General features: G+C 66.3%; 20 protein-coding genes. 6 read left to right on the top strand and 14 right to left on the bottom strand.

Annotated features, from left to right (window positions below):
- Nucleotides 1–153: 153 nt before the first annotated feature.
- Nucleotides 154–2,520: an Rne/Rng family ribonuclease gene (locus tag H8R18_RS03265; protein WP_191072384.1), complete on the bottom strand. Its 2,367-nt coding sequence runs from the start codon at nt 2,518–2,520 to the stop codon at nt 154–156.
- A gap of 449 nt (nt 2,521–2,969) precedes the next feature.
- Here H8R18_RS03265 and H8R18_RS03260 point away from each other — a divergent pair, with 449 nt between their 5' ends.
- The 5 genes from H8R18_RS03260 (at nt 2,970) to H8R18_RS03240 (ending at nt 10,925) form a co-directional block, all read left to right on the top strand.
- Entirely contained in the window at nt 2,970–4,451 is a 1,482-nt protein-coding gene (locus H8R18_RS03260; RefSeq protein ID WP_191072312.1) for a cytochrome ubiquinol oxidase subunit I, read from the top strand.
- Nucleotides 4,452–4,471: 20 nt separating this feature from the next.
- Nucleotides 4,472–5,632, top strand: coding sequence for a cytochrome d ubiquinol oxidase subunit II (gene cydB, locus H8R18_RS03255; RefSeq protein WP_191072313.1), 1,161 nt, complete (start codon nt 4,472–4,474; stop codon nt 5,630–5,632).
- A gap of 150 nt (nt 5,633–5,782) precedes the next feature.
- Nucleotides 5,783–7,501, top strand: a complete 1,719-nt coding sequence (gene cydD, locus H8R18_RS03250; protein ID WP_223875411.1) for a thiol reductant ABC exporter subunit CydD — start codon at nt 5,783–5,785, stop codon at nt 7,499–7,501.
- Entirely contained in the window at nt 7,501–9,261 is a 1,761-nt protein-coding gene (cydC, locus tag H8R18_RS03245; protein ID WP_191072315.1) for a thiol reductant ABC exporter subunit CydC, read from the top strand. Before cydD ends, cydC begins: the two co-directional genes overlap by 1 nt.
- Nucleotides 9,258–10,925: a sensor histidine kinase gene (locus H8R18_RS03240; protein ID WP_191072316.1), complete on the top strand. Its 1,668-nt coding sequence runs from the start codon at nt 9,258–9,260 to the stop codon at nt 10,923–10,925. The genes cydC and H8R18_RS03240 overlap by 4 nt, the downstream gene beginning before the upstream one ends.
- A 3-nt stretch (nt 10,926–10,928) precedes the next feature.
- Here the strand turns inward: H8R18_RS03240 and H8R18_RS03235 are convergent, their stop codons facing one another.
- From H8R18_RS03235 to H8R18_RS03195, 10 genes are all read right to left on the bottom strand, one after another.
- A complete protein-coding gene (locus tag H8R18_RS03235) occupies nt 10,929–11,555 on the bottom strand; it encodes a response regulator (RefSeq protein ID WP_191072385.1) in 627 nt (208 codons plus the stop codon).
- Between the two features lie 63 nt (nt 11,556–11,618).
- Nucleotides 11,619–12,521 carry a bifunctional DNA-formamidopyrimidine glycosylase/DNA-(apurinic or apyrimidinic site) lyase gene (gene mutM / locus H8R18_RS03230; protein ID WP_191072386.1) on the bottom strand — a complete coding sequence of 301 codons (903 nt, stop codon included), beginning with the start codon at nt 12,519–12,521 and terminating at the stop codon, nt 11,619–11,621.
- Nucleotides 12,514–12,786, bottom strand: a complete 273-nt coding sequence (locus H8R18_RS09140) for a putative dsRNA-binding protein (RefSeq protein WP_227712865.1) — start codon at nt 12,784–12,786, stop codon at nt 12,514–12,516. Before H8R18_RS09140 ends, mutM begins: the two co-directional genes overlap by 8 nt.
- A gap of 2 nt (nt 12,787–12,788) precedes the next feature.
- A complete protein-coding gene (locus H8R18_RS09135; RefSeq protein ID WP_227712864.1) occupies nt 12,789–13,259 on the bottom strand; it encodes a ribonuclease III family protein in 471 nt (156 codons plus the stop codon).
- On the bottom strand, nt 13,256–13,807 hold the full coding sequence (locus tag H8R18_RS03220) for a YceD family protein (RefSeq protein ID WP_191072318.1): 552 nt from the start codon (nt 13,805–13,807) through the stop codon (nt 13,256–13,258). The genes H8R18_RS09135 and H8R18_RS03220 overlap by 4 nt, the downstream gene beginning before the upstream one ends.
- Nucleotides 13,804–14,487 carry a hypothetical protein gene (locus tag H8R18_RS03215; protein ID WP_191072319.1) on the bottom strand — a complete coding sequence of 228 codons (684 nt, stop codon included), beginning with the start codon at nt 14,485–14,487 and terminating at the stop codon, nt 13,804–13,806. Before H8R18_RS03215 ends, H8R18_RS03220 begins: the two co-directional genes overlap by 4 nt.
- Nucleotides 14,477–14,968: a pantetheine-phosphate adenylyltransferase gene (gene coaD / locus H8R18_RS03210; RefSeq protein ID WP_223875412.1), complete on the bottom strand. Its 492-nt coding sequence runs from the start codon at nt 14,966–14,968 to the stop codon at nt 14,477–14,479. The genes H8R18_RS03215 and coaD overlap by 11 nt, the downstream gene beginning before the upstream one ends.
- Before the next feature lie 9 nt (nt 14,969–14,977).
- A complete protein-coding gene (locus H8R18_RS03205) occupies nt 14,978–15,532 on the bottom strand; it encodes an RsmD family RNA methyltransferase (RefSeq protein WP_191072320.1) in 555 nt (184 codons plus the stop codon).
- A gap of 8 nt (nt 15,533–15,540) precedes the next feature.
- Nucleotides 15,541–17,688 carry an ATP-dependent DNA helicase RecG gene (locus H8R18_RS03200; protein WP_191072321.1) on the bottom strand — a complete coding sequence of 716 codons (2,148 nt, stop codon included), beginning with the start codon at nt 17,686–17,688 and terminating at the stop codon, nt 15,541–15,543.
- Nucleotides 17,685–19,208, bottom strand: a complete 1,524-nt coding sequence (locus tag H8R18_RS03195) for a hypothetical protein (protein WP_191072322.1) — start codon at nt 19,206–19,208, stop codon at nt 17,685–17,687. The genes H8R18_RS03200 and H8R18_RS03195 overlap by 4 nt, the downstream gene beginning before the upstream one ends.
- Nucleotides 19,209–19,387: 179 nt before the next feature.
- On the opposite strand from H8R18_RS03195, the gene rpmB reads away from it, so the two are divergent.
- Nucleotides 19,388–19,579, top strand: coding sequence for a 50S ribosomal protein L28 (gene rpmB, locus H8R18_RS03190; protein WP_191072323.1), 192 nt, complete (start codon nt 19,388–19,390; stop codon nt 19,577–19,579).
- A 106-nt stretch (nt 19,580–19,685) separates the two neighbouring features.
- On the opposite strand, the gene aspA is transcribed toward rpmB, so the two are convergent.
- The 3 genes from aspA to H8R18_RS03175 form a co-directional block, all read right to left on the bottom strand.
- Complete coding sequence (gene aspA, locus H8R18_RS03185) at nt 19,686–21,137, bottom strand: aspartate ammonia-lyase (protein WP_191072324.1); 1,452 nt, start codon at nt 21,135–21,137, stop codon at nt 19,686–19,688.
- A gap of 99 nt (nt 21,138–21,236) precedes the next feature.
- Nucleotides 21,237–22,229, bottom strand: coding sequence for a thiamine-phosphate kinase (gene thiL, locus H8R18_RS03180; protein WP_227712863.1), 993 nt, complete (start codon nt 22,227–22,229; stop codon nt 21,237–21,239).
- Nucleotides 22,219–23,049 (bottom strand): TrmH family RNA methyltransferase, encoded by an 831-nt coding sequence (locus H8R18_RS03175; protein WP_191072326.1) that lies wholly within the window; start codon nt 23,047–23,049, stop codon nt 22,219–22,221. The genes thiL and H8R18_RS03175 overlap by 11 nt, the downstream gene beginning before the upstream one ends.
- Nucleotide 23,050 lies beyond the last annotated feature (1 nt).

Raw genomic sequence — 23,050 nt, 5'->3', positions numbered from 1 at the left:
CTCGGTTATCTTCACTTCTTGCCGCGGCGAACCCCATGAATCGGGTTCCCACTTGCCCACAAACGTGGGACTAGCACCGACGAATCAGCTTAGCCTAGGCCTGCAAGCCCGGGCAAACTCTATGCCGGAGATGGGCTGTGGTGTCAGACACGACTACCCATCGATGATGAGGGCCGCGGAATCCGAACTCGAGCACGATGGCGCCTGCCGCGTCGACGCCTTACGCGTCGAGGCGCGGGGTGTCTGGCGCGCCTCGCGCGGCCCTTCTCCCAGCTCGATGTCGGGCGTGGCCGGCGCTGACTTGCGTTCGCGCTTGGGTGCCGCAGCCCGCTCGGCCTTGAGATCGTCGAGGTCGGAAATGATGACGGCCTCGACGCTCGACGACGTCGCGGCACTCGTACGCGTAGCCGCACCCGCGGCACGCTTGGCCCCGCGAGGTGTCTCGGTCGTCGCCGGAGTCCGAGCCGATGCGTCCGCGTTCTCGGGGTTCTCCACCGGCGCTTGCGACGCCTTCGTGGCGGTCCGCCCACTGTCACCGGAATCATGCTTCGATGCCTCGGCGATCTTGCTCATCGAGCGCGCCGCCTGCTTTTGCGCCTTCGCCTTGGCGTCCTCGACCGCGTTCTTGTCCTCGCGCTTGCCCGAGCGCTTAGAACGCTTCGGCGATGCCTGAGCGCCCGGCTTTTCCACCGGCTCGTCGTGAACGATGAACCCCCGTCCCTCGCAGTGAGCGCACGGAGTCGAAAACGCCTCGACGAGGCCTTGCCCAACGCGCTTGCGCGTCATCTGGACGAGGCCGAGCGAGGTGACCTCGGTAACCTGGTGACGCGTGCGATCGCGCCCGAGACACTCGATGAGGCGACGCAACACGAGATCGCGGTTGGCCGGCAACACCATGTCGACGAAGTCGATGACGATGATGCCACCGATGTCGCGCAGGCGGAGCTGGCGAACGATCTCTTCGGCCGCCTCGAGGTTGTTCTTGGTGACGGTTTCCTCCAGGGTGCCGTCAGCACCACCGGTGTATTTGCCGGTGTTGACGTCGACGACCGTCATCGCCTCGGTGCGATCGATGACGAGATGACCACCCGAGGGCAGCCAGACCTTGCGATCCATCCCCTTCGCCAGCTGCTCGTCGACGCGATTGGCCGCAAACAGGTCATCGTTCTCGACCCAGCGCTCCATCCGGTCAGCCAGATCGGGAGCATACTCGTTGACATAAGCCGACACCGACGCCCACGTCTCTTTGCCCTCGATGATGAGCTGATTGAAGTCCTCGTTAAAGACGTCGCGAACGACACGCAGGGCAAGTTCGGGCTCACCGTGCAACAACTGCGGGGCCTTCTGCGTCGATTTCTGCTTCGCGCAGATGGCCTCCCACTGCCCGAGCAGCCGTTCGACGTCGGCCGCGAGCTGTTCCTTCGTCGCCCCCTCGGCCGCGGTGCGGATGATGACGCCGTGGTCGGCCGGCACAATCGTCTTTAGCAGCTTCTTCAGCCGCTTGCGTTCTGTCTCGGGAAGCTTGCGCGAGATCCCCGTCATCGCCCCGTCGGGCACGAGGACGAGATAGCGCCCCGCCAGAGTCACCTGCGCCGTCAGTCGCGCTCCCTTATGACCGATGGGATCCTTGGTGACCTGGACGAGCACGGTGTCGCCGGGCGAGAGCGCCTGCTCGATACGGCGCGGATGACCCGACAGACCGGCGGCGTCCCAGTTGACTTCGCCGGCGTACAGAACGGCATTGCGTCCCTTGCCCAAGTCGATAAAGGCGGCCTCCATGGACGGCAGGACGTTTTGCACCTTGCCGAGGTACACCGAGCCGACCATCGTCGTCTGGGTATGGCGCGCGACGTAGTGCTCGACGAGCAGGCCGTCTTCCGTCACGGCGATCTGGTTGAGGCCATCGCGCTCGCGAATGAGCATGCGCCGATCGACGGATTCACGACGTGCCAGGAACTCCGACTCCGTGATCGCGTGGTGACGGTGAGACTCACGGCGTCCCTCGCGGCGACGACGCCGCTTTGCCTCGAGTCGGGTCGACCCCTTCAGCGCAGTGATTTCGTCGCTCGGTGTCGAATCGCTCGACCGGCGCGAGCGGCGACGCCGGCGCCGATGCGACTCCGATTCCGAATCATCCTCGCCATCGGTGGCCGCCTGTTCGCCGGACTCAGCGGATTCATCGCTCGCATCCGAGGGAGCGTCCTTGTCCTTGCCCCTGTCTTTGCGCGAGCGGGTGCGCTTGCGCGACTTCGGCTTATCGTCGTCGCCGCGCTCGGAGCCGGCGTCGTCATTCGTCTGTGGTGCCTCGTCGTCCGCCGGAGCCGAGTTCTTCTCAGACTTCTTCTCGCCCGATTTTTTGGCCGAGTCCTTCTTGCCCCCGGACTTCTTCGCGCCGCCCTTCTTCTGCTTGCGCTCCTTGTCGGCACCGTCCTTGCCCCGGCGAGATGTCGAGGAGTCGTCGCGGTCGCGCGAGTCATCGCCGTCGTCGTCACGGCTACGGCGCGGTTGCGGTGCCGCCATGGCGGGATCCGGTGCCTGGAACAAAAGCGCGGCGGCCGGACGCGGACGTGCCGAGGGCTGCGGCTGGTCAGCGTTGTCGTTATTCACGTTGGTCTCTTCCTGGCGCGCCCGCCCACACCCGCGCACGCGCTCTGGCTTACCCCGCCCCGCTCTGACGAAAGCGCTCAGGGAGGCGGAAACCTCTGGCCGTACCCCTGAGGGGCCGCGAACGCCACCTCGGGCGTCGCTCCACCGCCGGGGTGTGCCGGCGGACAGCCGCGCTCATTATCGCACAACCGGCTGCCTCCGGCCCCACGTAGGCGCGAGTGGGCGACGCAAGCTGGATGCCAGCTTCATCACATTGGCAGGGGGGACTTTAGTATGCTTGATGACAGGGTTGTCACCACAGGTTTCACCGTCGGTGACAGCTTTCTATGTCCAGTCCCATTCTCGAACGGAAAGGCGAACTCATGACGGTCGCCCCCGCAGCGCTCGATGCGCTCATGTTGGCGCGGTGGCAATTCGGCGTTACCACCGTCTACCACTTCATCCTCGTTCCGTTCACCATCGGCATGTCCCTACTCGTCGCGGTCCTGCAAACCATGTGGTATCGCTCGGGCAAGGATCACTGGCTGAAGGCGACACGGTTCTTCGGGAAACTCTTCCTTATCAACTTCGCGCTCGGTGTGGCCACCGGTATCGTCCAGGAGTTCCAGTTCGGCATGAACTGGTCGCAGTACTCCTCCTACGTCGGCGATATTTTCGGCGCCCCGCTCGCGTGCGAAGCGCTCATCGCGTTCTTCCTCGAATCGACGTTCCTTGGCATCTGGATCTTCGGTTGGGGACGGATTTCGGCGAAGGCTCACACCGCGTGCATCTGGCTTGCCGCTGCCGGTGTGAACATCTCCGCCGCCTTCATTCTTGCGGCGAACGCATGGATGCAGCACCCGGTTGGCGCGGTCGTCAATCCGGAAACGGGTCGCGCCGAGCTCGACGGCGTGTCCGGCTTCTTCAAGGTGCTGACGAACTCGGCGTTCGTGTGGGAGTTCACCCACGTCGTCACGGCGTCGTGGATGCTCGCCGGCACGTTTGTCGCCGGCGTCGCTCTGTGGTGGATGGTCCGGGCCGCGCGCTCGGGCGGAGAGGCCGAGGCGCGCAACGTGTGGCGTCCCATCGCGCAATTCGGCCTCGCTGTCCTCGCGATCGGCATCGTCCTGGTCGGAGCGACCGGCCACATCCACGGCCAGCAGGTATTTGAGCACCAGCCCGCGAAGATGGCGGCAGCTGAAGCCCTGTGTGACTCGGGCCCGAACGCGCCGTTCACGATTGCGGCATTCGGTCCCCTCGATGCCACCTGCGACCAAATCACCCATGTCGGCGAGATCCCCGGGGTCTACTCGTTCATGGCGACGAACTCGTTTAGTGGCGAGGTCTCGGGCATCAACGATCTCAACGCCCTGTATGCGCAGGCCTTCGACGTGCCCTCGATCGCTCCGTCAATCATGCTGACCTTCTGGTCGTTCCGCCTCATGATGGGCTTCGCGGCGTTCTCGGTCATCCTCCTCATCTGGGGATTCTTGGCCACCCGCGGCGGCAAGGTCTCGACCTCGAAGGGCCTGTCGAAGTGGGCGCTGCTGTCGCTGCCCATGCCGTTCCTGGCCGCGACGTTCGGCTGGCTGTTCGCCGAGTTCGGCCGCCAGCCCTTCGTCGTCTACCCGCTCAACATGGATCCCAACAACGTGTTCTTGCGGACCCAAGACGGCCTGTCGACCGTGGTTCCCGCCGGCCAGGTGCTCGTCACCTTGGTCGTCTTCACCCTGCTCTATCTGGCGCTCGGCGTCGTGTGGTTCCTCCTCATGCGCCGCTACGTCCGTGAGGGCATCCATACGACCCATCCCGTGACGACTCCCGAGGGGAAGGCCACCGATCAGGCCCTCTCCTTCGCGTACTGAGAGGAGACAGGAGAAACATCATGACTCTCACGTGGCTCCAACTCATTTGGTTCGTCCTCGTCGGTGTGTTGTGGACCGGCTACCTCGTTCTCGAGGGATTCGGAGTCGGTTCGGGCATGGTCATGCATCTCGTGGCCAAGAACGATGCCGAACGCACTCAGGTTCAGCGCACGTTCGGTCCCGTGTGGGACGGCAACCAGGTGTGGTTGCTCACCGCCGGTGGCGCGACGTTCGCGGCATTCCCCAACTGGTACGCGACGATGTTCTCGGGCATGTACTTCGCCCTGTTCGTCATCCTGCTATGCCTCATCGTGCGCATCTGCGCGATCGAGTGGCGCTCGAAGGTGGCCTCGACGCAGTGGCGCGCCCGCTGGGACAAGTTGCAGACGGGCGCGACGATCCTCGTGCCGATCCTGTTCGGGTGCGCCTTCGGCAATCTCGTCCAGGGCATGCGCATCGAGGTCGTTGAGCGCGCCAACCAGACGCAGGCGGTCCCCGTCACCGATTCGATGACGGCGGCCGACATCAACATGGCAACCTCCGTTCACTACCTCACCGGCACCGGTGGACTGGCTGACAACGGTTTCTTGTCGCTGCTGACCCCGTTCACGATCCTCGGCGGGATCATGCTCGCCCTCGTGTTCGCGACCCAGGGTCTGCTGTGGCTGCGTGTGCGCACCGACGGCCCCGTTCACGATCGCGCCGCACGCCTGGTCAAGCCGTTCGGACTTGCCGCCACTGTCGTCACCGCGGTCTTTGCGCTGTGGGGACAGTTCGCCTACTCGACTCAGGTGCTGGCGTGGATTCCGCTCGTCATCTGTGCCCTGTCGCTCATCGCGTCGGTCGCGATGTCGCATTCGGGCCGCGCTTTTGGCGCCTTCCTCGCCCACTCGGTAGCGATCGCCTTTGCTGTCGCCTGGGTGTTCTCGTCGATGGCGCCCTACGCGATGAAGTCGTCGATTCACCCGGCCTACTCGCTGTCACTGCCGCAGGCGGCGGCAACGGGATCGACCCTGACGCTCATGCTGTGCGTCTCGGTCGTCATGGTTCCGGTGGTCCTCGCCTACACGGCGTGGTCGTATTCGCGCATGCCGATGATCGTCGAACTCGACAAGTTGGGTCCGAATGCCGGCTTGCCGTGGAAGCGCATTCGCGAGGGCGCGACGTTCTTGTCCGCCTAAGCATCACTATCGCGCGGGGCCGCATCCTTTTCAGGGTGCGGCCCCGTCGCTTTTCGCCCGGCCGCAGGCGAAAGCGGCGGGTAGGATAATCGCGATACTTTCGTCGCACCTGGGGGTCATGTCCCTGTGAAACCTCTCGATCCGCGACTGATGCACTACGCGTCGGCCGCCCGAACGTGGATTGTCCTCACGGCCGTGCTGGGGATCGTGCAAGCCGGTGCGATCATCGCCCAGTCGATAACGATCTCGAGCGTCATCTCACCTGTCATTGCCGATGGCGCGGGGCTTAGCGATGTCGTGGGGGGGCTGTGGATGCTCGCCGAGATCGGTGTCGTGCGAGTCTTACTCACGCTGATCCGCCAGACGCAAGCACATAAGGCGGCACAGGCGGCGACGCGCCAGCTACGCAGGCGACTGCTCTCGCACGCGTCGCGACTCGGACCCCGATGGATGGCGGCAAAAGGTGCTGACACGGCGACGCTGGCGACGCGCGGGCTCGACGACCTCGAACCCTATTTCGTCGATTACCTGCCCCAGCTCATGCTTGCCGTCACCGTGACCCCGCTGGCGCTCGTCGTCATGGTCGTCCTCGACTGGATATCGGCACTCGTCGCCGTCATCACGATCCCCCTCATTCCCCTGTTCATGATCCTTATCGGTCGCCTCACGCAGACGTATTCGGATCGACGCCTGGCCGCGATGCAGCGTCAGGGGCGGCAGCTTCTCGATCTCATCGCCGGTTTGCCCACTCTGAAGGCGCTCGGTCGCGAGAAGGGCCCCGAACGCGAAATCACCTCAATCGGGCGGGTCTACGTGTCGACGACGATGGCGACGCTGCGGATCGCCTTCCTATCGGGCGCAGTCCTCGAGTTCATCGCAACCCTCTCGGTGGCCCTGGTCGCCGTCGAGGTGGGAATGCGCCTGGTGTACGGCATGATCGACCTGCATACCGGTCTCATCCTCATCATGTTGGCTCCCGAGGTATACCAACCCATTCGCGAAGTCGGCAAACAGTTCCATGCCTCTGCGAATGGGGTTGCCGCGGCGAACGCCACTTTTGACGTTCTCGATACCGAGGTTTCGGTGCCCGAGGGATCCCGGCCGCTGCCAGCAGGCGATGCGGAGATCGTGTTTGACGACGTGTGGGTCGCTGCCCGCGGCGCGTGGGCCCCGGCTGGGCTGAGTGGGCGGGTTCCGCGCGGGAGTCTGTGTGTCCTCGCCGGGGAATCAGGGGCGGGAAAGACGACGGCCCTCATGGTCGCGTTGGCTCGGCTGGCTCCCGACCGCGGTGCCGTGCGAGTCGGCGGAATCGATGTTCGCGATATCGACCGCACCGCGTGGTATTCGCAGGTGACGTGGCTGCCCCAGTCCCCCGTTATCTTCCCGGGATCTCTGCGCGACAACGTTGCGCCCGAGGGTGCGGATGGGTCTGGCCTTGCTGCCGCAGCGCACGCGTCCGGCTTCGACGAGGTCGTCGCCGAACGCGCAGAGGGGTGGGAGTCGCCGGTGGGCGCGGGCGGCGTCGGCCTGTCCGTCGGCCAACGGCAGCGCCTGGCGCTCACGCGGGTGATCCTGTCGGACGAGCCGATCGTCGTCCTCGATGAACCGACCGCCCACCTGGATGCGACGCTGGAGACCCACGTGCTTGCGGCCATTGACGAGCTGCTGGCCCAGGGGCGCACGGTCATCGCGATCGCCCACCGCCCGGCGTTGATCGCCAGGGCCGACGTCGTTCTTCACGTCCACTCGCAGCCGTTCACCGCCGAGGAATCGCGGCACCACGCCGATCAGGGCGTCGAACCCGCGAGCGCCAGCGACATCGAGCTGCCGACACTGCTGGGCGAATTTGCGACGGAGGTGCGTTACTGATGTCCATCGGGTTGAGCCGACGTGAGCGCGCAAGTCTGCGCCGCATCGTTCCCCTTCTCGGAGTCGACTGGCGTCGCTTCGCGCTCGCGTGCGTCCTCGGTGCTGCCGGGCTGGGTGCATCGGTCGCGCTCGGTGCCACGTCGGCGTGGCTTATCGCGCGCGCTTCCCAAATGCCGCCGGTCCTCCACCTCAACACCGCCGTCGTCGCCGTGCGGTTCTTCGGAATTTCCAAGGCGCTTCTGCGCTATCTCGAGCGCCTGGCATCCCACCACGTCGCACTGAGCGGGATGTCGAGGCTGCGCACCGCCATTTATTCGGGACTCGCCGCGCGCGATGGTGCCGCCGTGTGGAGCCTGCGCCGCGGTGACCTGCTCGAGCGCGTGGGCACCGATGTCGACGCTATCGGTGACATGGTCGTCAAATCGCTGTTGCCGTTTGCCCTCGCCGCGATCATCGCCGTGACGACGAGCGCGGGGATCGCCCTCATCGATCCCGCCTCGGGACTGGTGTTGTTCGTCTGCCTCGTCATCTCCGGCGTCATTGCTCCGCTGCTCGTCATGCGCTCGGCGCGTCTGAGCGAGGCGGCGCGTCGCCTCGCTCGCACCGAGGTGTCGGCGACGAGCATGCGCATTCTCGATCACGCCGACGAACTGAGCATCGATGGACGCCTGCACCAGGCGTTCGACGACCTAGACCGCGACGAAGACGTGCTGGCGCGGGCAACGAATCGCGCGGCGTGGCCCGCGGGATGGGCCGGGGCCGTCGACGTCGCTGCCCTCATGTGCGCCCTCATCGCGGCCACGTGGTTCGGCATCGTCGGCGTCGGCGGTCACGACGTCTCGCACGTCGCCCTCGCCGTCCTTGCCCTCACTCCCCTGGCAACGTTCGAGGCTACCGCCCAGTTGGGGCCGGCCGCGATCGCTCTCATTCGCGCTGCCGAGGCGGCGGAGCGCATCGGGGATCTCCTCGACCGCGGCGATGACGTCGTCGTCGAGCGCATCCACGTCGACGAGGCGGCTCCTCGCCTCGAGGCACGCGATCTCGCCGTCGGCTGGCCCGGCGGGCCGACACTTCTCAGCGGGATCACCCTGAGTCTCGAACCCGGGCGTGCCCTGGGAATCGTCGGGCCATCCGGCATCGGCAAGACGACCCTGCTCTACACACTTGCCGGCATGATTCCCCCTCACGCGGGCACGCTCACGCTCGGCGGTCACGACGTGTGGCGACTCGAACGTGCCCGTGCCGCGGCCAGCATCTCACTGACCACGGAGGACGCGCACATCTTCGATACCTCGGTCATCGAAAATCTGCGTGTTGCCCGCGGCGATCTCACGCAAACCGATGCCCTCGCTGTCATCGAGCAAGCTGGCCTGGGCACCTGGGTGAATGGGCTCGCTCGCGGGCTGGACGAGCCGGTGACCGCGGGAGCGCGAACGATCTCGGGTGGAGAGCGGCGCCGGCTGTTGTTGGGCCGGGCGCTGGCCAGTCCGGCCCCGCTCATGCTCGTCGACGAGCCCGGGGAGCATCTCGATCCCGAGCTCGCCGATTCCCTCATCGCCGACCTGCTGGTACCGGCGCACTCTGGGGAGCGCGGAGTCATCGTCGTTACCCACCGGCTCTCCGGCTTGGGTGCGGCTGACGAGATCCTCGTCGTCGGCCCGACCTCGCACGGCGCTCGTATCATTGCTCGCGGCGCCCATGCCGATCTCGCTCGCACGCACGCGGCCTACGCCGATGCCCTCGCTCAGGAGTCTCTGTGACCACGTCCTCGCACAAGCGCCTACCGCTCGGCGCCCTGCTCTCTCTCGTCGGCACCCTCGATCTCGACGGTGTCCTCCAGTCGTTCGTCGATGTGGCCTGTGACATCTCCGACTCGCCCTACGGCGCCCTGTCCGTTCTCGATAACCGCGGGGAGACGGCGGCGTTTTACTACCACGGCATCGACGAGAACCTGGCGCGTCGCATCGGTCACCCACCCGTGGGCCGCGGCATCATCGGCCAGATTCCCGTTGACGATGGAATTATCATCGACGATTTGTCGACGTCGGAGCAGTTCACGGGGTTTCCCGAGCATCACCCACCGATGACATCGTTCCTCGGTGCCCCGCTGCGCATTCACGAGCAGGTATTTGGCCGCCTGTACCTGTGCGATAAGCCGGGCGGCTACAGCGATGAGGATCTCGACGACCTACGGTTCCTCGGCGCGATTGCCGCCGTTGCCGTCGAGAATTCCCAGCTCTATGCCCAGGCGCGCGACGCGGAACGGTGGACACGGGTGTCGCAGCGAGTGACGACGACGCTGCTGGAAGGCGCCGAGGAAGAGGATGCGCTCGCCCTCATCACCGAGGAGATCCGGCAGGTGGCTGATGCCGATACGGCGCTGATGATCCTGCCAAGCGTGGGCGAGACCTGGGCGTGCGAATTTGCCGATGGCGCGTTGAGCGAGGGACTGGTGGGCACGGTTTTTCCGCCCAAGGGCCGCGCGATGACGGTGCTGCGCGAGGGACAGGGCCTCCTCGTCGATTCGATGTGTCGAGCGAGCACCATGCGCGTGCGGCCTCTCGCGCAATTCGGTCCCGCCCTCTATGCCCCGCTGCTCGCGCGCGGCAAGTCCTCGGGGGTCCTCCTATTGCTGCGCTTGCCGGGGCGCGAAGAGTTTTCCCGTGAGTCCCTCTCCCTCGCCGAGGCCGTCGCATCTCAGGCGGCCCTCGCGCTGGAGCTGGCCTCGGCGCGCCACGCCGAGGACGTCGCGACGCTGCTTGACGAGCGCACCCGGATCGGCGAGGACCTGCACGATCTCGCGATCCAGCAGCTGTTCGCGACGGGAATGGTGCTCAGCCGCATTCGCGAGCGCATTGCCTGTGGCGAGACCCTCTCGCCGGATTACCAGGTTCAGGCGCTCGATCAGGCGCTTGCCAGCGTCGACGATTCGGTCAAGCAGATCCGCTCGATCGTCCACAACCTGCGCGATCCCGATCCGACCGTGATCTTTGTCGAGCGGCTGCGCCGCGAGACCTCGCTGGCACGCAACGCCCTGGGATTTGCCCCGTCCCTTGTGTTTTCCCTCGACGGCCAGCCGCTCAGTGACGCCGAGGTTGACGACGTCGCGGACATCTTCGATGCCCGTCTGGGAGCCGACCGCGCCGATGACGTCGTCGCCGTCGTGCGCGAGGCGCTGTCTAACGCGGCCCGCCACGCGCACGCGTCATCCGTGCGCGTCGGCATCGCGCTCGTTGGTTCGGGACCGGGCGGGCTCATCGTCGTGTCTGTTCACGACGACGGGCGCGGCCTCGATCCCGCCCAAACACGACGTTCGGGACTGGACAACCTGGCGTCACGCGCGCGCCGCCACGGCGGCTATTTCGCGACGGGGTCATCCCCCGAGGGCGGCGTCGCCATCGAATGGCGAGTTCCCCTGGGATAGCGGCTACTTCTTTTCGTTCTCCCGCCAGGCAACCGAGCGCTGCCCCGCGACCCACGCCGCCACCTGCGTGCGCCGCTGGAGTCCCATCTTCGACAGCAGCGACGTGATGTGGTTCTTCACCGTCTTCTCGGCCACCCCCAGGCGCTCACCGATCTCGCGGTTTGAGAGGCCGTCGCCGATCAGGGCGAGCACGCGGCGCTCAGACGGGGTCAGATCGGCGGTCGGGTCCTCGTGATCGGCGCGCCGACGCGTTACCGTGCGCTCGTCGAGGAGGACGCGACCATCCGCGACCGCCTTGATAACGTCGGTGATCTCGGCACCGCGAACCGTCTTGAGGACAAACGCCCGCGCCCCGGCGGCCAGCGCCTCGGATAGGGCGCCGTCGTCGTCGAAGGACGTCAACACGATCGGGCGAGCCTCGGGAACGTCGTGACGCATCTTCTGCATGACCTCAATCCCCGTCCCGTCGGGAAGCTGTAGGTCGACGAGAACGACATCGGGGCGCACGAGTTGAGCCCGGCGGAGGGCATCGGCGACGGAACCCGCCTCAGCAACGACTTCGAGGCCGTCGGTGCGATCGACGATCTCCGCGATGCCGCGGCGAACGATCTCGTGGTCATCGATGATCATGACCCGCACCGACGCGGGAGTCGTGTTGTCCAGTGTCGCGCTCATAGGGCTATGGTAACCGGATCAGCGCGCTCGCCTGGGCCGCCGCGGTGGGATCTGGCACGCCGGGCACACGTGCGTGCCGCGCCCTGCGACTTCCATGCGCTCAATCGGCGTCTCGCACGTCCTGCATGGCTGCCCGGTTCGCCCATACACGGCGAGCTCGCGCTGAAAATAGCCGGGGTGCCCGGCGACGTCGACGTAGAGGGAATCGAACGACGTGCCGCCGGCCGCGAGCGCCGCCATCATGACGTCGCGCGAGCTGGCAACGATGTCTCTGAGCTGCGCCAGTGTCGCGGCGTTGGCGCGCCGCAGCGGGTGGACGCGCGCCGCGTGGAGGGTCTCGTCGGCGTAAATGTTGCCGATCCCGGACAAAACCGACTGGTCGAGAAGGACCGCTTTGATGCAGCGTCGCGATGCGCGCATGGTGCGGGTGACGTCCTCTACCGCGAGTGAGGGGTCCAGCGGGTCGCGGGCGATGTGGGCCAGCGGGCGCGGCAGCGCTGGCAGATCGGTTCCGGTTCCACCCGGGTGCCCGTCTGTCGTAGGGACGAGTTCGCTGATCCAGCAGCTGCCAAAAATCCTCTGGTCGACGAAGTCGAGTCGCGTGTACTCGTCAAGGTGCAGGCTGAGGCGGGTATGGCGGGGCAAACTCATGCGCACACGAGCGTCATTGGCGAGGATCTGCCCCGACATCCCCAGGTGGATGACAACGGCCAGGCCATCGTCAAGGACGAGCCACAGGTATTTGCCGCGTCGAGCGACCTCGTCAATGCGTCGCCCACACGCCTGGCTCAGCGGGGCCGCGACGTGACGGGAGCGGCGAAAGATCCGCTCGTCGTGGACCTCCACGCGGGTAATTACATGCCCGCGGGCGTGGTCGACGAGCCCGCGCCGAACAACTTCGACCTCGGGAAGCTCAGGCATGAGGCGGGGTGATGACGACGTCGTCGAGGCTGTGGGCACCCGAGATGTCGTAGGCGCGCGATAGCGCATCAACCGCGGCTTCCGCGGCATGGCTCTCGGCGACCTTCTTGGAACGCCCCTCGCCACTGCCCCACAGCTTTCCGTCGATGAGCAACCGGGCGGTGAATTCGCGGCAGTGGTCCGGCCCCGTCCCCGTGACGTCGTAGAGGATGGGCCCTAGTTCGAGGTGCTGGGCGATGACATTGACGCGCGTCTTCCAGTCCATGCTCACCCGCGCTCAAGAGCGGTGGCGAGCAGATCGGCGAGGTGATGCTCGACAATGGCGCGGGTTGGCTCCAGGCCGTGGCACAGGTAGGTCGCGCCGATGAGCGCCTCCATCGTGTCGGAGAGGATGGAGTCTTTGTCGCGTCCGCCCGTCTTTTCCTCGCCGCGACCCAGCAGGAGATAGTCGCCGAGGTTGATCGAGCGGGCCACGAGCGCCAGCGGGGTCTGCGACACCGTGGCCGCGCGCATCTTGGCCAGATGTCCCTCGGGATGGTCAGGGTGCGCGAGATAAAGTCGCTCGGTCACAATGAGCTGCAAGACCGCATCGCCGAGAAATTCCAAGCGTTCGTTCGTCGGGATCTTGCCGCGTTCGTTGGCAAAGGAGCGGTGGGTGAGCGCGAGGATCAGCATCTCGGGATCGATGTCGATTCCCCACGCCGTGAGGAGCTGGTCGCGTGCCGCACGCGCCGTCATGTCGTCTCCTTTACCTCGCCGAGCAGACCAGCCAGCGCAGACCAGCGGGGGTCGACGACGTCGTGATGGTGATCGTCCTCGAGATCGCGCAGCGGCTCGCCACAGGTCGAGCACAGGCCCAGGCAATCCTCAGAACACAGGGGTTGCAGGGGCAGCTGCCCGACAGTCGCGTCGCGCAGCACCGGGGTCAGGTCGATGGCGTCGCCCTCGATAACGGGCTCGTAGGCGGCATCCTCGTCTCCGTCAGCGACGAGCTTGTCGCGTTCGTCGGGCAGATAGAACACCTGGTAGAGGTCGACGTCCCTCGTGAGGTCGACCCGGTCTAGGCAACGCACGCACTCGGCTTCGGCCGGCACCCGCGTGCGCACGTGCGCGAGCACGCCCTGATCGATCGCCTGAAGCGAGATGTCCATGTCCAACTCGACCCCCGGCGTGATGTGAGCGACCGGCGTGGTCCACTCCTCGCCGACGGTGTACGTCACGTGGCGCTGCAACGTCGCGCCACTGCGTTGGGGAAGCTCACGCAGGTCGAGGCACAGCTGGCTCACCGGCGCCCCACCTTGTCGCGTCCCGACCGCGCCTGCGTCGCGATGTGGTGGGCGAGTTCCTCGAGCTTGCCCAGCTGCTCGGCGACGTAGTCGTTGGATTCGGCGCTGAGCTGCTGGGCTTTCGCGCGCGCGGCGCTCAGCGTTTGCTCACCGCGGGCCACGGCCTCGCGATAGACGTTGTGCTCGTTGACGAGATCATTGGCCTTCGCGCGGGCTTCCTCAATGATCTGGCGTCCCTGAGCCTTGGCCTTCTCGACGAGCGTAGTGCCGTGTTCCTTGGCCTGCTCGGTGATCTGGGCCGCGGCTTCATCGCCCTGGCGACGCTGCTCGTCGGCGTAGGCGTCGGCATCGGCGCGCACCGACTGGGCATACGCGTCGGCATCCTCGCGCAGCTTCGACGAATAGCTCTCGGCATCACCCATTGCCTGCGCGGCCTCGGCATCGGCACGATCGAGGACAACGGAGGCGTCGGCGACGATCCGATCGGCGCGCACGACGTCATCGGGCAGGGCTTCGCGCGCGTTTTCGATGAGCTCGAGGATCTGGGCCTGATTGACGACGACATTCGCCGTCAGGGGAACCGTGCGGGCTTCGCCGACCATCGCGGCGACCTGGTCAAGGATCTCGATGACTTCCGAGGGCGCGTAGGCCGGTTCGTTCGCGGGTGCGTCAGTGCTCATGACGGTGTCCTTCATCTAGTCGGGTGGCGAGCGCCTGCGCGACCGCCACGGATACGAATGGTCTCACGTCTCCGCCGCACCGCGCGATTTCGCGCACAGCCGAGGAGGAGACGTGTGCCCATTGGGGCTGAGCGGGCAACAGCAATGTCTCGACGCCGCCGAGGTCGGCGTTGAGGCGGGCCTGCGTGATCTCGTTTTCCGCGTCCAGCGCCCCACGCACGCCCTTGACGATCTGAGCGCCCTCACGCCTGGCGAGATCGGCGACGAGGCCGCTCCACGCGACGATCTCCACGCGCGGGTGCTCGGTCAAGCTGGCACGCAGCAGGTCGACGCGTTCGGACGCGCTGAACAGCGGCGTCTTGCCCGCATTCGTCGCCACGGCAACGACGACACGATCGGCGAATGCCAAGCAACGCTCGATCACTGCGCAATGCCCCAGCGTGGGCGGATCAAAGGATCCGGGGACGATGACGGCGCTCATGTCTTTAGGCTAGGCCGCACTGGCCGCGAGATCGCTCAGCCACACGGTCGTCTCGCCGTATTTGTATCCCCTCCACGCCCCGGGCCACGCCTGCGGAGCCGGGCAACCATCGCGACGAGCCCGTTCGACGACGACGACGGCGTCACCGCTCACGTGTGAGGCGAGCCGGGTGAGCACGGCGTCGAGATCGGCCCCAGACAGGTCGTAAGGCGGATCGGCGAAGACGAGATCCCATTCGGAACGAGTCTCCTCGAGAAACGTCATGACGCTGGCACGGTGGAGCCGAGCCGGCAGCCCGGTCGCGGCGATGTTGTCGCGACACACCTTCGCGGCTGCGGCCGCGCGCTCGACGAGATCGGCGTGGAGGGCACCGCGCGATAGCGCCTCGAGACCGAGCGCACCCGAGCCCGCATACAGGTCGAGGACGCGAGCACGCTCAATCGCCCCCAGAGACGTCAGCCGTGAGAACACGGCCTCGCGCACGCGATCGGCGGTAGGACGCGTTCCCTGAGCGGGCACGGCAAGGCGGCATCCTTTTGCGGAGCCCGCGATGATTCGTGGCATCACTTCCCCTAGCTGCGTTCCAAATAGGCGCGTTTACTCGGATCGACGTCGTCGAGGGCCGCAACGAGACCCGGCACGCTCTCCAGCGTCGGATCAGCCTCGAGCAGCGCGCGAGCGTCATCACGAGCCCGCGAGATGAGGTCTGCGTCGCGCCTGACCGACAACAGCCGCAGTCCCGAGCGCCTCCCCGACTGGGTGTCGCCAAGGATATCGCCCTCCGAACGCAACTCGAGGTCCTCTTGGGCAAGCAGAAAACCGTCCGTCGTCGAGGCGAACGCCTCGAGACGACGCATCGCCGTCGTATTCGGGGCAGCCGATGTCAGCGCGAGGCACACGCCGGCCTTTGATCCTCGCCCGATCCGCCCGCGCAATTGGTGGAGTTGGGAGAGGCCAAAGGACTCGGCGTCGCAGACAATCATCATCGTCGCTTCGGGCACATCCACCCCCACCTCGATGACCGTCGTCGAGACGATGAGATCGAGGCGGCCCGCGGCAAAATCGCCCATGATCCGGTCTTTGTCGGCGCTGTTCATGCGCCCGTGGAGCTCGCCGATGGCGACGCCCGCAAGGGCCGGCGTAGCCCGCAACGTTCGGGCGACCGACTCGACCGACGCGCGTGCCTTCTCGCCCTCTGCCTCGTCGATGCGCGGACACACGACGAAGACGCGCCCGCCCGCAGCGATTTCCTCCCTCGCTCGCTGCCACGCGCGCTCAACCCAGGCGCGCCTGGCAGTGGACACAAGAAAGGTATCGACGCCCACGCGACGTGCCGGCACCTGGTCGAGCACGACAGTGTCGAGATCGCCGAACACCGTCATGGCGACGGTACGCGGGATGGGGGTTGCCGTCATGACGAGCATGTGCGGATGCGCCGGGGTATCGCTTCGTAGCCGGTCGCGTTGGTTGACGCCGAAACGATGCTGCTCGTCGATCACCGCGAGCGCAAGGCCCGGCAGCTGGACGTTGTCACTGAGCAGGGCGTGCGTGCCGACGACGAGAGCCGGCGTTCCCGACGCCAGTGTCGCGAGGACCTGGCGGCGGTGGGGAGTACGCGAGGAACCGGTGAGAAGTTCAATCGCGACGCCACCGCTCGCGCTGGTAGCCAGCGGGCCGAGCATGTGGGTGATCGTCCGAAAGTGCTGATAGGCCAGGACCTCTGTCGGCGCCAACAGCGCCGCCTGGGCGCCGGCGTCCAATGCCCGGGCAATGGCCAGCAGCGCGACGAGGGTCTTGCCGGCACCGACGTCACCCTGGAGGAGAACGTTCATCGCTCGCTCGGAATCGAGCCGGCGGTCGAGTTCTCTACCGGCACGAACTTGGGCGTCGGTGAGATCGAACGGGAGGGCAGCGAGGATCGCGTCGTGAATACCTCCCTCGCGCGGGGGGCAGCGGGTCGCCGGGATCGCCTCAGCCGCGAGGCGCGCCCGCGCAAGCGCGACCTGAAGGACGAGGGCCTCCTCGTAGGCGAAGCGACGGCGCGCGGGCCGATCGTCACCGATCCTGGCGGGGCGGTGAATGGCGTTGAGGGCCTCGATGATGCCGGGCATGCCATCGCGAGCGCGAATATCGTCGGGAATGGTCTCGTCGATGTCGGCAGGACTCAGCGTGTCGAGGATGGGACGCAGCGCCGCCTCGATCGTCCACGTCGCGACGCCCTGCCCCCTCGGGTAGATGGGGGTCGGCGTTGCCGCGAGTTCGCGGGCCTGCTCGGCCGTGCCCACTTCGCCGCGGTCTTCAAGCACCTGATAGGCCGGGTGCGACAGCTGCCAACGGTCACGGTAGCGGGCGATTTTTCCCGAACACAGGACGCGAGTACCGACGCTCAGGCGCTCCTGGTGTCCCCTGAGCATTCCCGACGAGCGGGCGAAAAACGTCGCGGACACCTCCGTCACCCCGTCGGTGAGGGTGACGGTGAGGATCCACAGCCGTCGATTGCGATGAGACTGGCTCACGCGCTGATCGACGACCTCGGCCACGAGCGAGGCTTCCTCGCCCTCGCTCAGATCCGTCATCGGTGTGAGCTCGGCGAACGTCTCGTAGCGGCGCGGAAAATGAAAGAGCAGATCCTTAACGCTCACTAGGCCAAGCTTCGCCAGCGCCGTGGCGGCGCGCGCTCCGCACACGCGCTCCAAATCTTGCGCGAGGAAGTCGCTCACCGCGTCATCACTCCGATAACCGTCGGGCCGGGCTGATCGCCCTGCATGAGGTCGACGCGCAGACTCGGCGAGATCTCATCGAGATCGGCGACCACCTGCGCGCGCCCCGGCCCCTCCTTGCCGACGAGGACGAGGACCTGGCGATCGTGGTCGGTGACGATGCCGTCGAGCGAGAGCGTCTCGTCGAGATCGATCGTCTGCAGGGCCTCAAGCGCCTGCATGATGCGGGCACGTTGAAGCTGGGCGAGATCGCCGACCCCCAGATGCGCACCGACCTTCGTCGCGGCCTCACTTGAGACGTGGAGAACCTCCAGGTCATTCGACGTCGGGGCGCAGATGACCACGCCACCGTCGCGGGCCGCATCATCGGGCACGCGTCGGGCACGAGCATCACCCTGAGGCGTGGACGCGGCGATGACGGTAACGGGCTGATCGAGCCGGGCGACAATAGCGGCGAGGTCGCCCTCCCACACACCCGTGCTGAAACACACGTGTACGCCGGCGTGAGCGAGTTCTTCGACGATCCCACGCGCCCCCGTCACGGCGATGACCGCGGGGCGACGCATCTCGCCGCTCGGCCTGCGCTCAAGCAACAGCACGGACGAGTTATCGCGAGGTTCGACGAGATCAAGCGGGGTCGGGGTGTAGACCTCGACGCGCCCTGCCGCCGGCGGAATGAGGTCGAATGGACGATCAGTGCGAGCCGACACGACCCAGGTAGCGAAGCCGAACACGTCAGCCCGCCCCGTCATGACGCCGCTGCTGCCCGTGCCCGCGATGGTCTCGCGCAGGCGACGTGCCCCCTCGGCATCCGTATCGAGGGTGAAATCGACGCGCAACCGCCCGCGCCCGCGCACGCCCGACGGCATGCCCGCCGCCAGATCCTCGAGCATATGGTGGACGACTCCCAACGCATCCGTGGACTCGCTGTGGGCCAGAGCGGCAAAGGCGAGGACGACGATCGCTCCCAGCGCATCGACGACGTGTCCATCGGCGTCGATCAGCGACCCCTGGGTCGCGATCCACGCCTGCTGAACCAGTGTCGCGCACTCGAGTTCCGTGGCCTCGAGATCCACGTCATCGAGGATCGCGCGGGCAGCCAGCTCGAGCACGCCTCCTGCACGCCCCTCGCCCACCACGCAATCCGGCAACGTGCGAGCGAGGGTGCAGACGGCCTGCCCCACCTCGATCGGCCGCAACGTCGGAGCGTCAACGGCGGCGGCCATCGACGCCAACAAGTGGGCGAGAACGATGCCGCCGGCACCCTGGGCGTGGGCAAGCGCCGCGCTGGCGGCAGCATCCAGGACCCACGAGGCGTCCGAGTCTTCACGAACGTCGGCCGCAGCGCGTGCGGCGGCAGCCGCGGCCAACGCCGCGCACGTCCCCGCCTGCTCGTCCAGGCCCCCGGCATGATCGATCGCGTCGAGGATCTCTCGATCGGCCGCGAGGTGACGCGCGAGCCGATTCAGCCAGGCCGTCATGTCCCGACCGGTGACAACATCGGTGGTCGTGGCATCCATCGCGCGCCTCCTTTTTCTCACGTCCTAGTCTAAGTGGCGCGCCTGGTGAGTCCTCGCACACTTACGCGATCACGTTTTGTGAGGCGCACGCGGTCGCGGTAGGGTGGCACAGTTGCCATGCGCGGGCCTGTGCCTGCGCGACACAAATGAGGACATGAGGATTATCGAGGAGGCCGATCGTGGCTGCCAAGTGTGACGTCTGCGGTAAGGGCCCGGGCTTTGGGAAGAGCGTTTCGCACTCTCACCGCCGCACGAACCGCCGTTTCAACCCGAACATTCAGCGTGTGCGCGCCATCGTCAAGGGCGCGCCGAAGCGCCTGAACGTGTGCACGAAGTGCATCAAGTCGGACAAGGTTCAGCGTAGCGCCTAACCTGCTGACTCTCGAGACCGCCGCATGAGATCATGCGGCGGTTTGTGTATCTGCACACCTCTCCGGGTCGGCGGCTCCCCATCGGGTACCGCCGACCCGGCCATAGTTAGCCGCGGGCCGCTCGGATCGGGATGGCCGTCTCCCCCGGGGCGAACGTGCGCCCGTGGTAGGTCGGATTCATGAGATTGTCGGGCGAGAGGATCGCATCGACCTCTGTGGCATCGAGGAGACCGCGCTCGATGATGAGTTCGCGCACGCTCGTTCCCGTCCGGGCGCTCTCCTTGCCGATCGTGTCGCCGATTCCGTGTCCCAACACGTCGTTGAAATACGTGACGACCCCGATGGAGTTCTCGACGTAGTCGCGGCAGCGCTCGGGATTAGCGCTGATCCCGACGATGCACTTGCTGCGCAGCGTGTCACAGGCGTTGCGCAGTAGCGTGATCGACTCGAACATGGCCTCGGCTAGCGCCGGCTCCATGACGTTGAGTTCGAGCTGCCCGGCTTCGGCGGCCATCGTCACCGTCACGTCGTTACCGATGACCTTGAAACACACTTGATTGACGACCTCGGGGATGACGGGATTGACCTTCGCCGGCATGATCGAGGATCCCGCTTGCAGCTGTGGCAGGTTGATCTCGTTGAGCCCGCACCGCGGCCCTGACGCCAGCAGGCGCAGATCGTTGCACGTCTTGGACAGTTTCATCGCCAAGCGCTTGAGCGTCGCGTGAACCATAACGTAGGCGCCGTTATCGGGGGTCGCCTCGACCAAGTCCTCGGCCCGGGTGATGGGATAGCCCGTTACCTCGGCCAGTCGCGCGGCCGCCACCTCGGGATAGCCGTCGGGTGTGTTCAACCCGGTGCCGATGGCTGTCCCACCAAGATTGACCTCGAGCAAGAGGTTTTGTGCGTTGTCGATCGTCTTCAAGTCTTCGCGCAGGTTGCGGCCCCAGCCGCAAAACTCCTGCCCCAGCGTCATGGGTACGGCATCTTGGAGCTGGGTACGTCCCATCTTGATGATGTCGGCAAACTCGTGGCCCTTATCGAGGAACGCGTCGACGAGATCGGCGAGCACGGTCTTCAACTCCTCGACGAGCGCGTACGTCGCCAAGCGAAACCCCGTCGGATAGGCGTCGTTCGTCGACTGTGACTTATTGACGTCGTCGTTGGGATGGATGATGTGGTAGCTGCCCTTGGGATAGCCAAGGTGCTCCAGCGCGAGGTTGGCGATGACCTCGTTAGCGTTCATGTTCACCGAGGTTCCGGCGCCGCCCTGAAAGACATCCTCGGGAAACTGGTCGATGCAGCGGTCATGCTCGATGATCGCATCGCACGCCCACACGATCGCGTCGACGACGTCACTGGGCAGGACGTGGCAGTCGCCGTTTGCTAACGCCGAAGCCTTCTTCACCTGCGCCATCGCTCGAACGAAATGAGGAACGTCGCGTATCCGGGTCCCCGACAACGAGAAATTCTCGATGGCCCGCGCCGTATGGATGCCGTAGTAGGCGTCATCGGGAATTTCTTTGGTACCGAGCAGGTCTTCCTCGATCCGAGCCATGACCGTCCTTCCTTGCCCGAGCTCCCTCGCTCGTGCCTCACGTCGACCCGATCTGGGTCTGATGACAGCCTAAGCCCGCATGAGACAAAAGTCCCGGGTTTACGCGAGGGATTCCCACCCCAGCGGCCCCGTCAGCGGTTGCGAATCCACGGACACGTCGATGCCCGAGGCCGACTCCACCGAGCCAATGATCCGGAATCCGGTGGGAATAGCATCCGGAGCGCACGTCGCAACGAACGCGTGGTCCTCTCCCCCACGCAGCACCCGAGACCACGCGGTGGAACGGCACAGCTCGTCCAGGGGTGCCACGCGTTGACAATCAGGGGCCAACAGCGTCGAATCGAGACACATCGAGACGCCCGATGCTCTCGCGATGCGTTGGCAGTCGCGCGCCAGTCCGTCCGAAACGTCCATCATCGCGTGGAGGCGGGCCGCCGCTCCAATGGCTGTGTGCAACGGCGGATTTGGGGCGCGAAACACCGCGGCGCATGCCTCGGCGAGCTCGCGCACGGGTTTCTCGCTCGTCGCCTCCTCGGCTAGGCCCGTCGGTGTCATCCGGCCGGCATCGTAGAGTTCGAAGCCGGTCCGCGACATCCCGAGCGTGCCGGCAATGACGATGGCGTCGCCCACGCGGGCGCCGCTGCGCAGCACCGGCGTGCGTCCGCGCAGATCGCCCAGCGCCGTCACCGAGATGACGATCCCGCCACGCGACCGCGTCAGGTCACCACCCTCGATCCCCGCACCTATTGCCCGGGCGCGATCGGCAAGGCCACGTGCGCATTCGCGCACCCACTCCCCCGCGGCGTGGCCGGGAAGCGCCATGCCGACGACCAAAGCGCTCGGGTGAGCGCCCATCGCGGCGACGTCGGCAAGGTTCTGCGCAGCCGCGCGTTCCCCGATGTCGTACGGACTCGACCAGTCCTGGACGAAATGTTCACCCTCGACGAGCACGTCGGTCGTCGCGACGACGGGGCCGGTGACCTCGAGAACGGCGCAGTCATCGCCGGGACCCACGATCGTCGTCGGCGCGGATGTGAGAACGTCGGAGATGAGGGCGAGAACGCCGTCCTCTCCCAATTCACTAGCGTCCACGATGCTCCTGACGAGCGCACGCGGTCGCATACAGGCAAATGGCAGCGGCCGAGGCGACGTTGTAGGACTCGGCGTGCCCCCACATGCCAAGCCGCGCCGTCGCGTCCAGATGGGCGATCTCGGCCGCGCTCAGCCCCTGCGCCTCGTTGCCGAAAACCCAGCCGATTCGACCGGTCTCGTCAATGACATCGTCGAGACCGGCCTCGGCGTGTCCGTCGGCACCGACGAGCCGAATGCCGGCGCTCTTACACGCTGCGGAAACCTCCTCCAGACTGACGTCCTGGACGAGCGGCACGTGAAACACCGACCCCACCGACGCACGAATGACTTTGGGCGAGGTGAGGTCAACGGTGCCCGTGCACGCGATGACGGCGTGAGCACCCGCGGCGTCGGCCAGGCGAACGATCGTTCCCGCATTGCCCGGATCTTGGGTGCGCGGCAGAATCACGAGGAATGGCGAGGCTGCCTCAAGCGCAACCGGCAGCGACGTCATCATCGCCTCGGTGCGAGCGACCGCGACGATGCCTTGAGCCGCGGGCGCGATCGCACGTGCGACGGTCTCGCTTACCGGGTGGATCCACACCCCCGCCGCTCGCGCGTCGGCAACGATGTCAGCGTGATCCGCGGCGCAGCGATCGGTGACGTAGAGGTCCTTGATCGCCTCCGGTACCCATGCCACCGCCTCGCGGGCGGCCTGGGGTCCTTCAACGAGCGTCAAGCCCGTCTTGGTACGACGCACCCGCCCGGCCAGCCCCGCGACCTTACGCACACTGCGGGCGTTCGGGTCGTCGAGGCGGGCCGGGCGGGCGGAAGAGTTCACG

The organism is Nanchangia anserum, from assembly GCF_015240065.1.
Taxonomy (GTDB): domain Bacteria; phylum Actinomycetota; class Actinomycetes; order Actinomycetales; family Actinomycetaceae; genus Nanchangia; species Nanchangia anserum.
The sequence above is the reverse complement of the archived record's forward strand: the minus strand, read 5'-3'. Positions and strand labels throughout refer to the sequence as shown.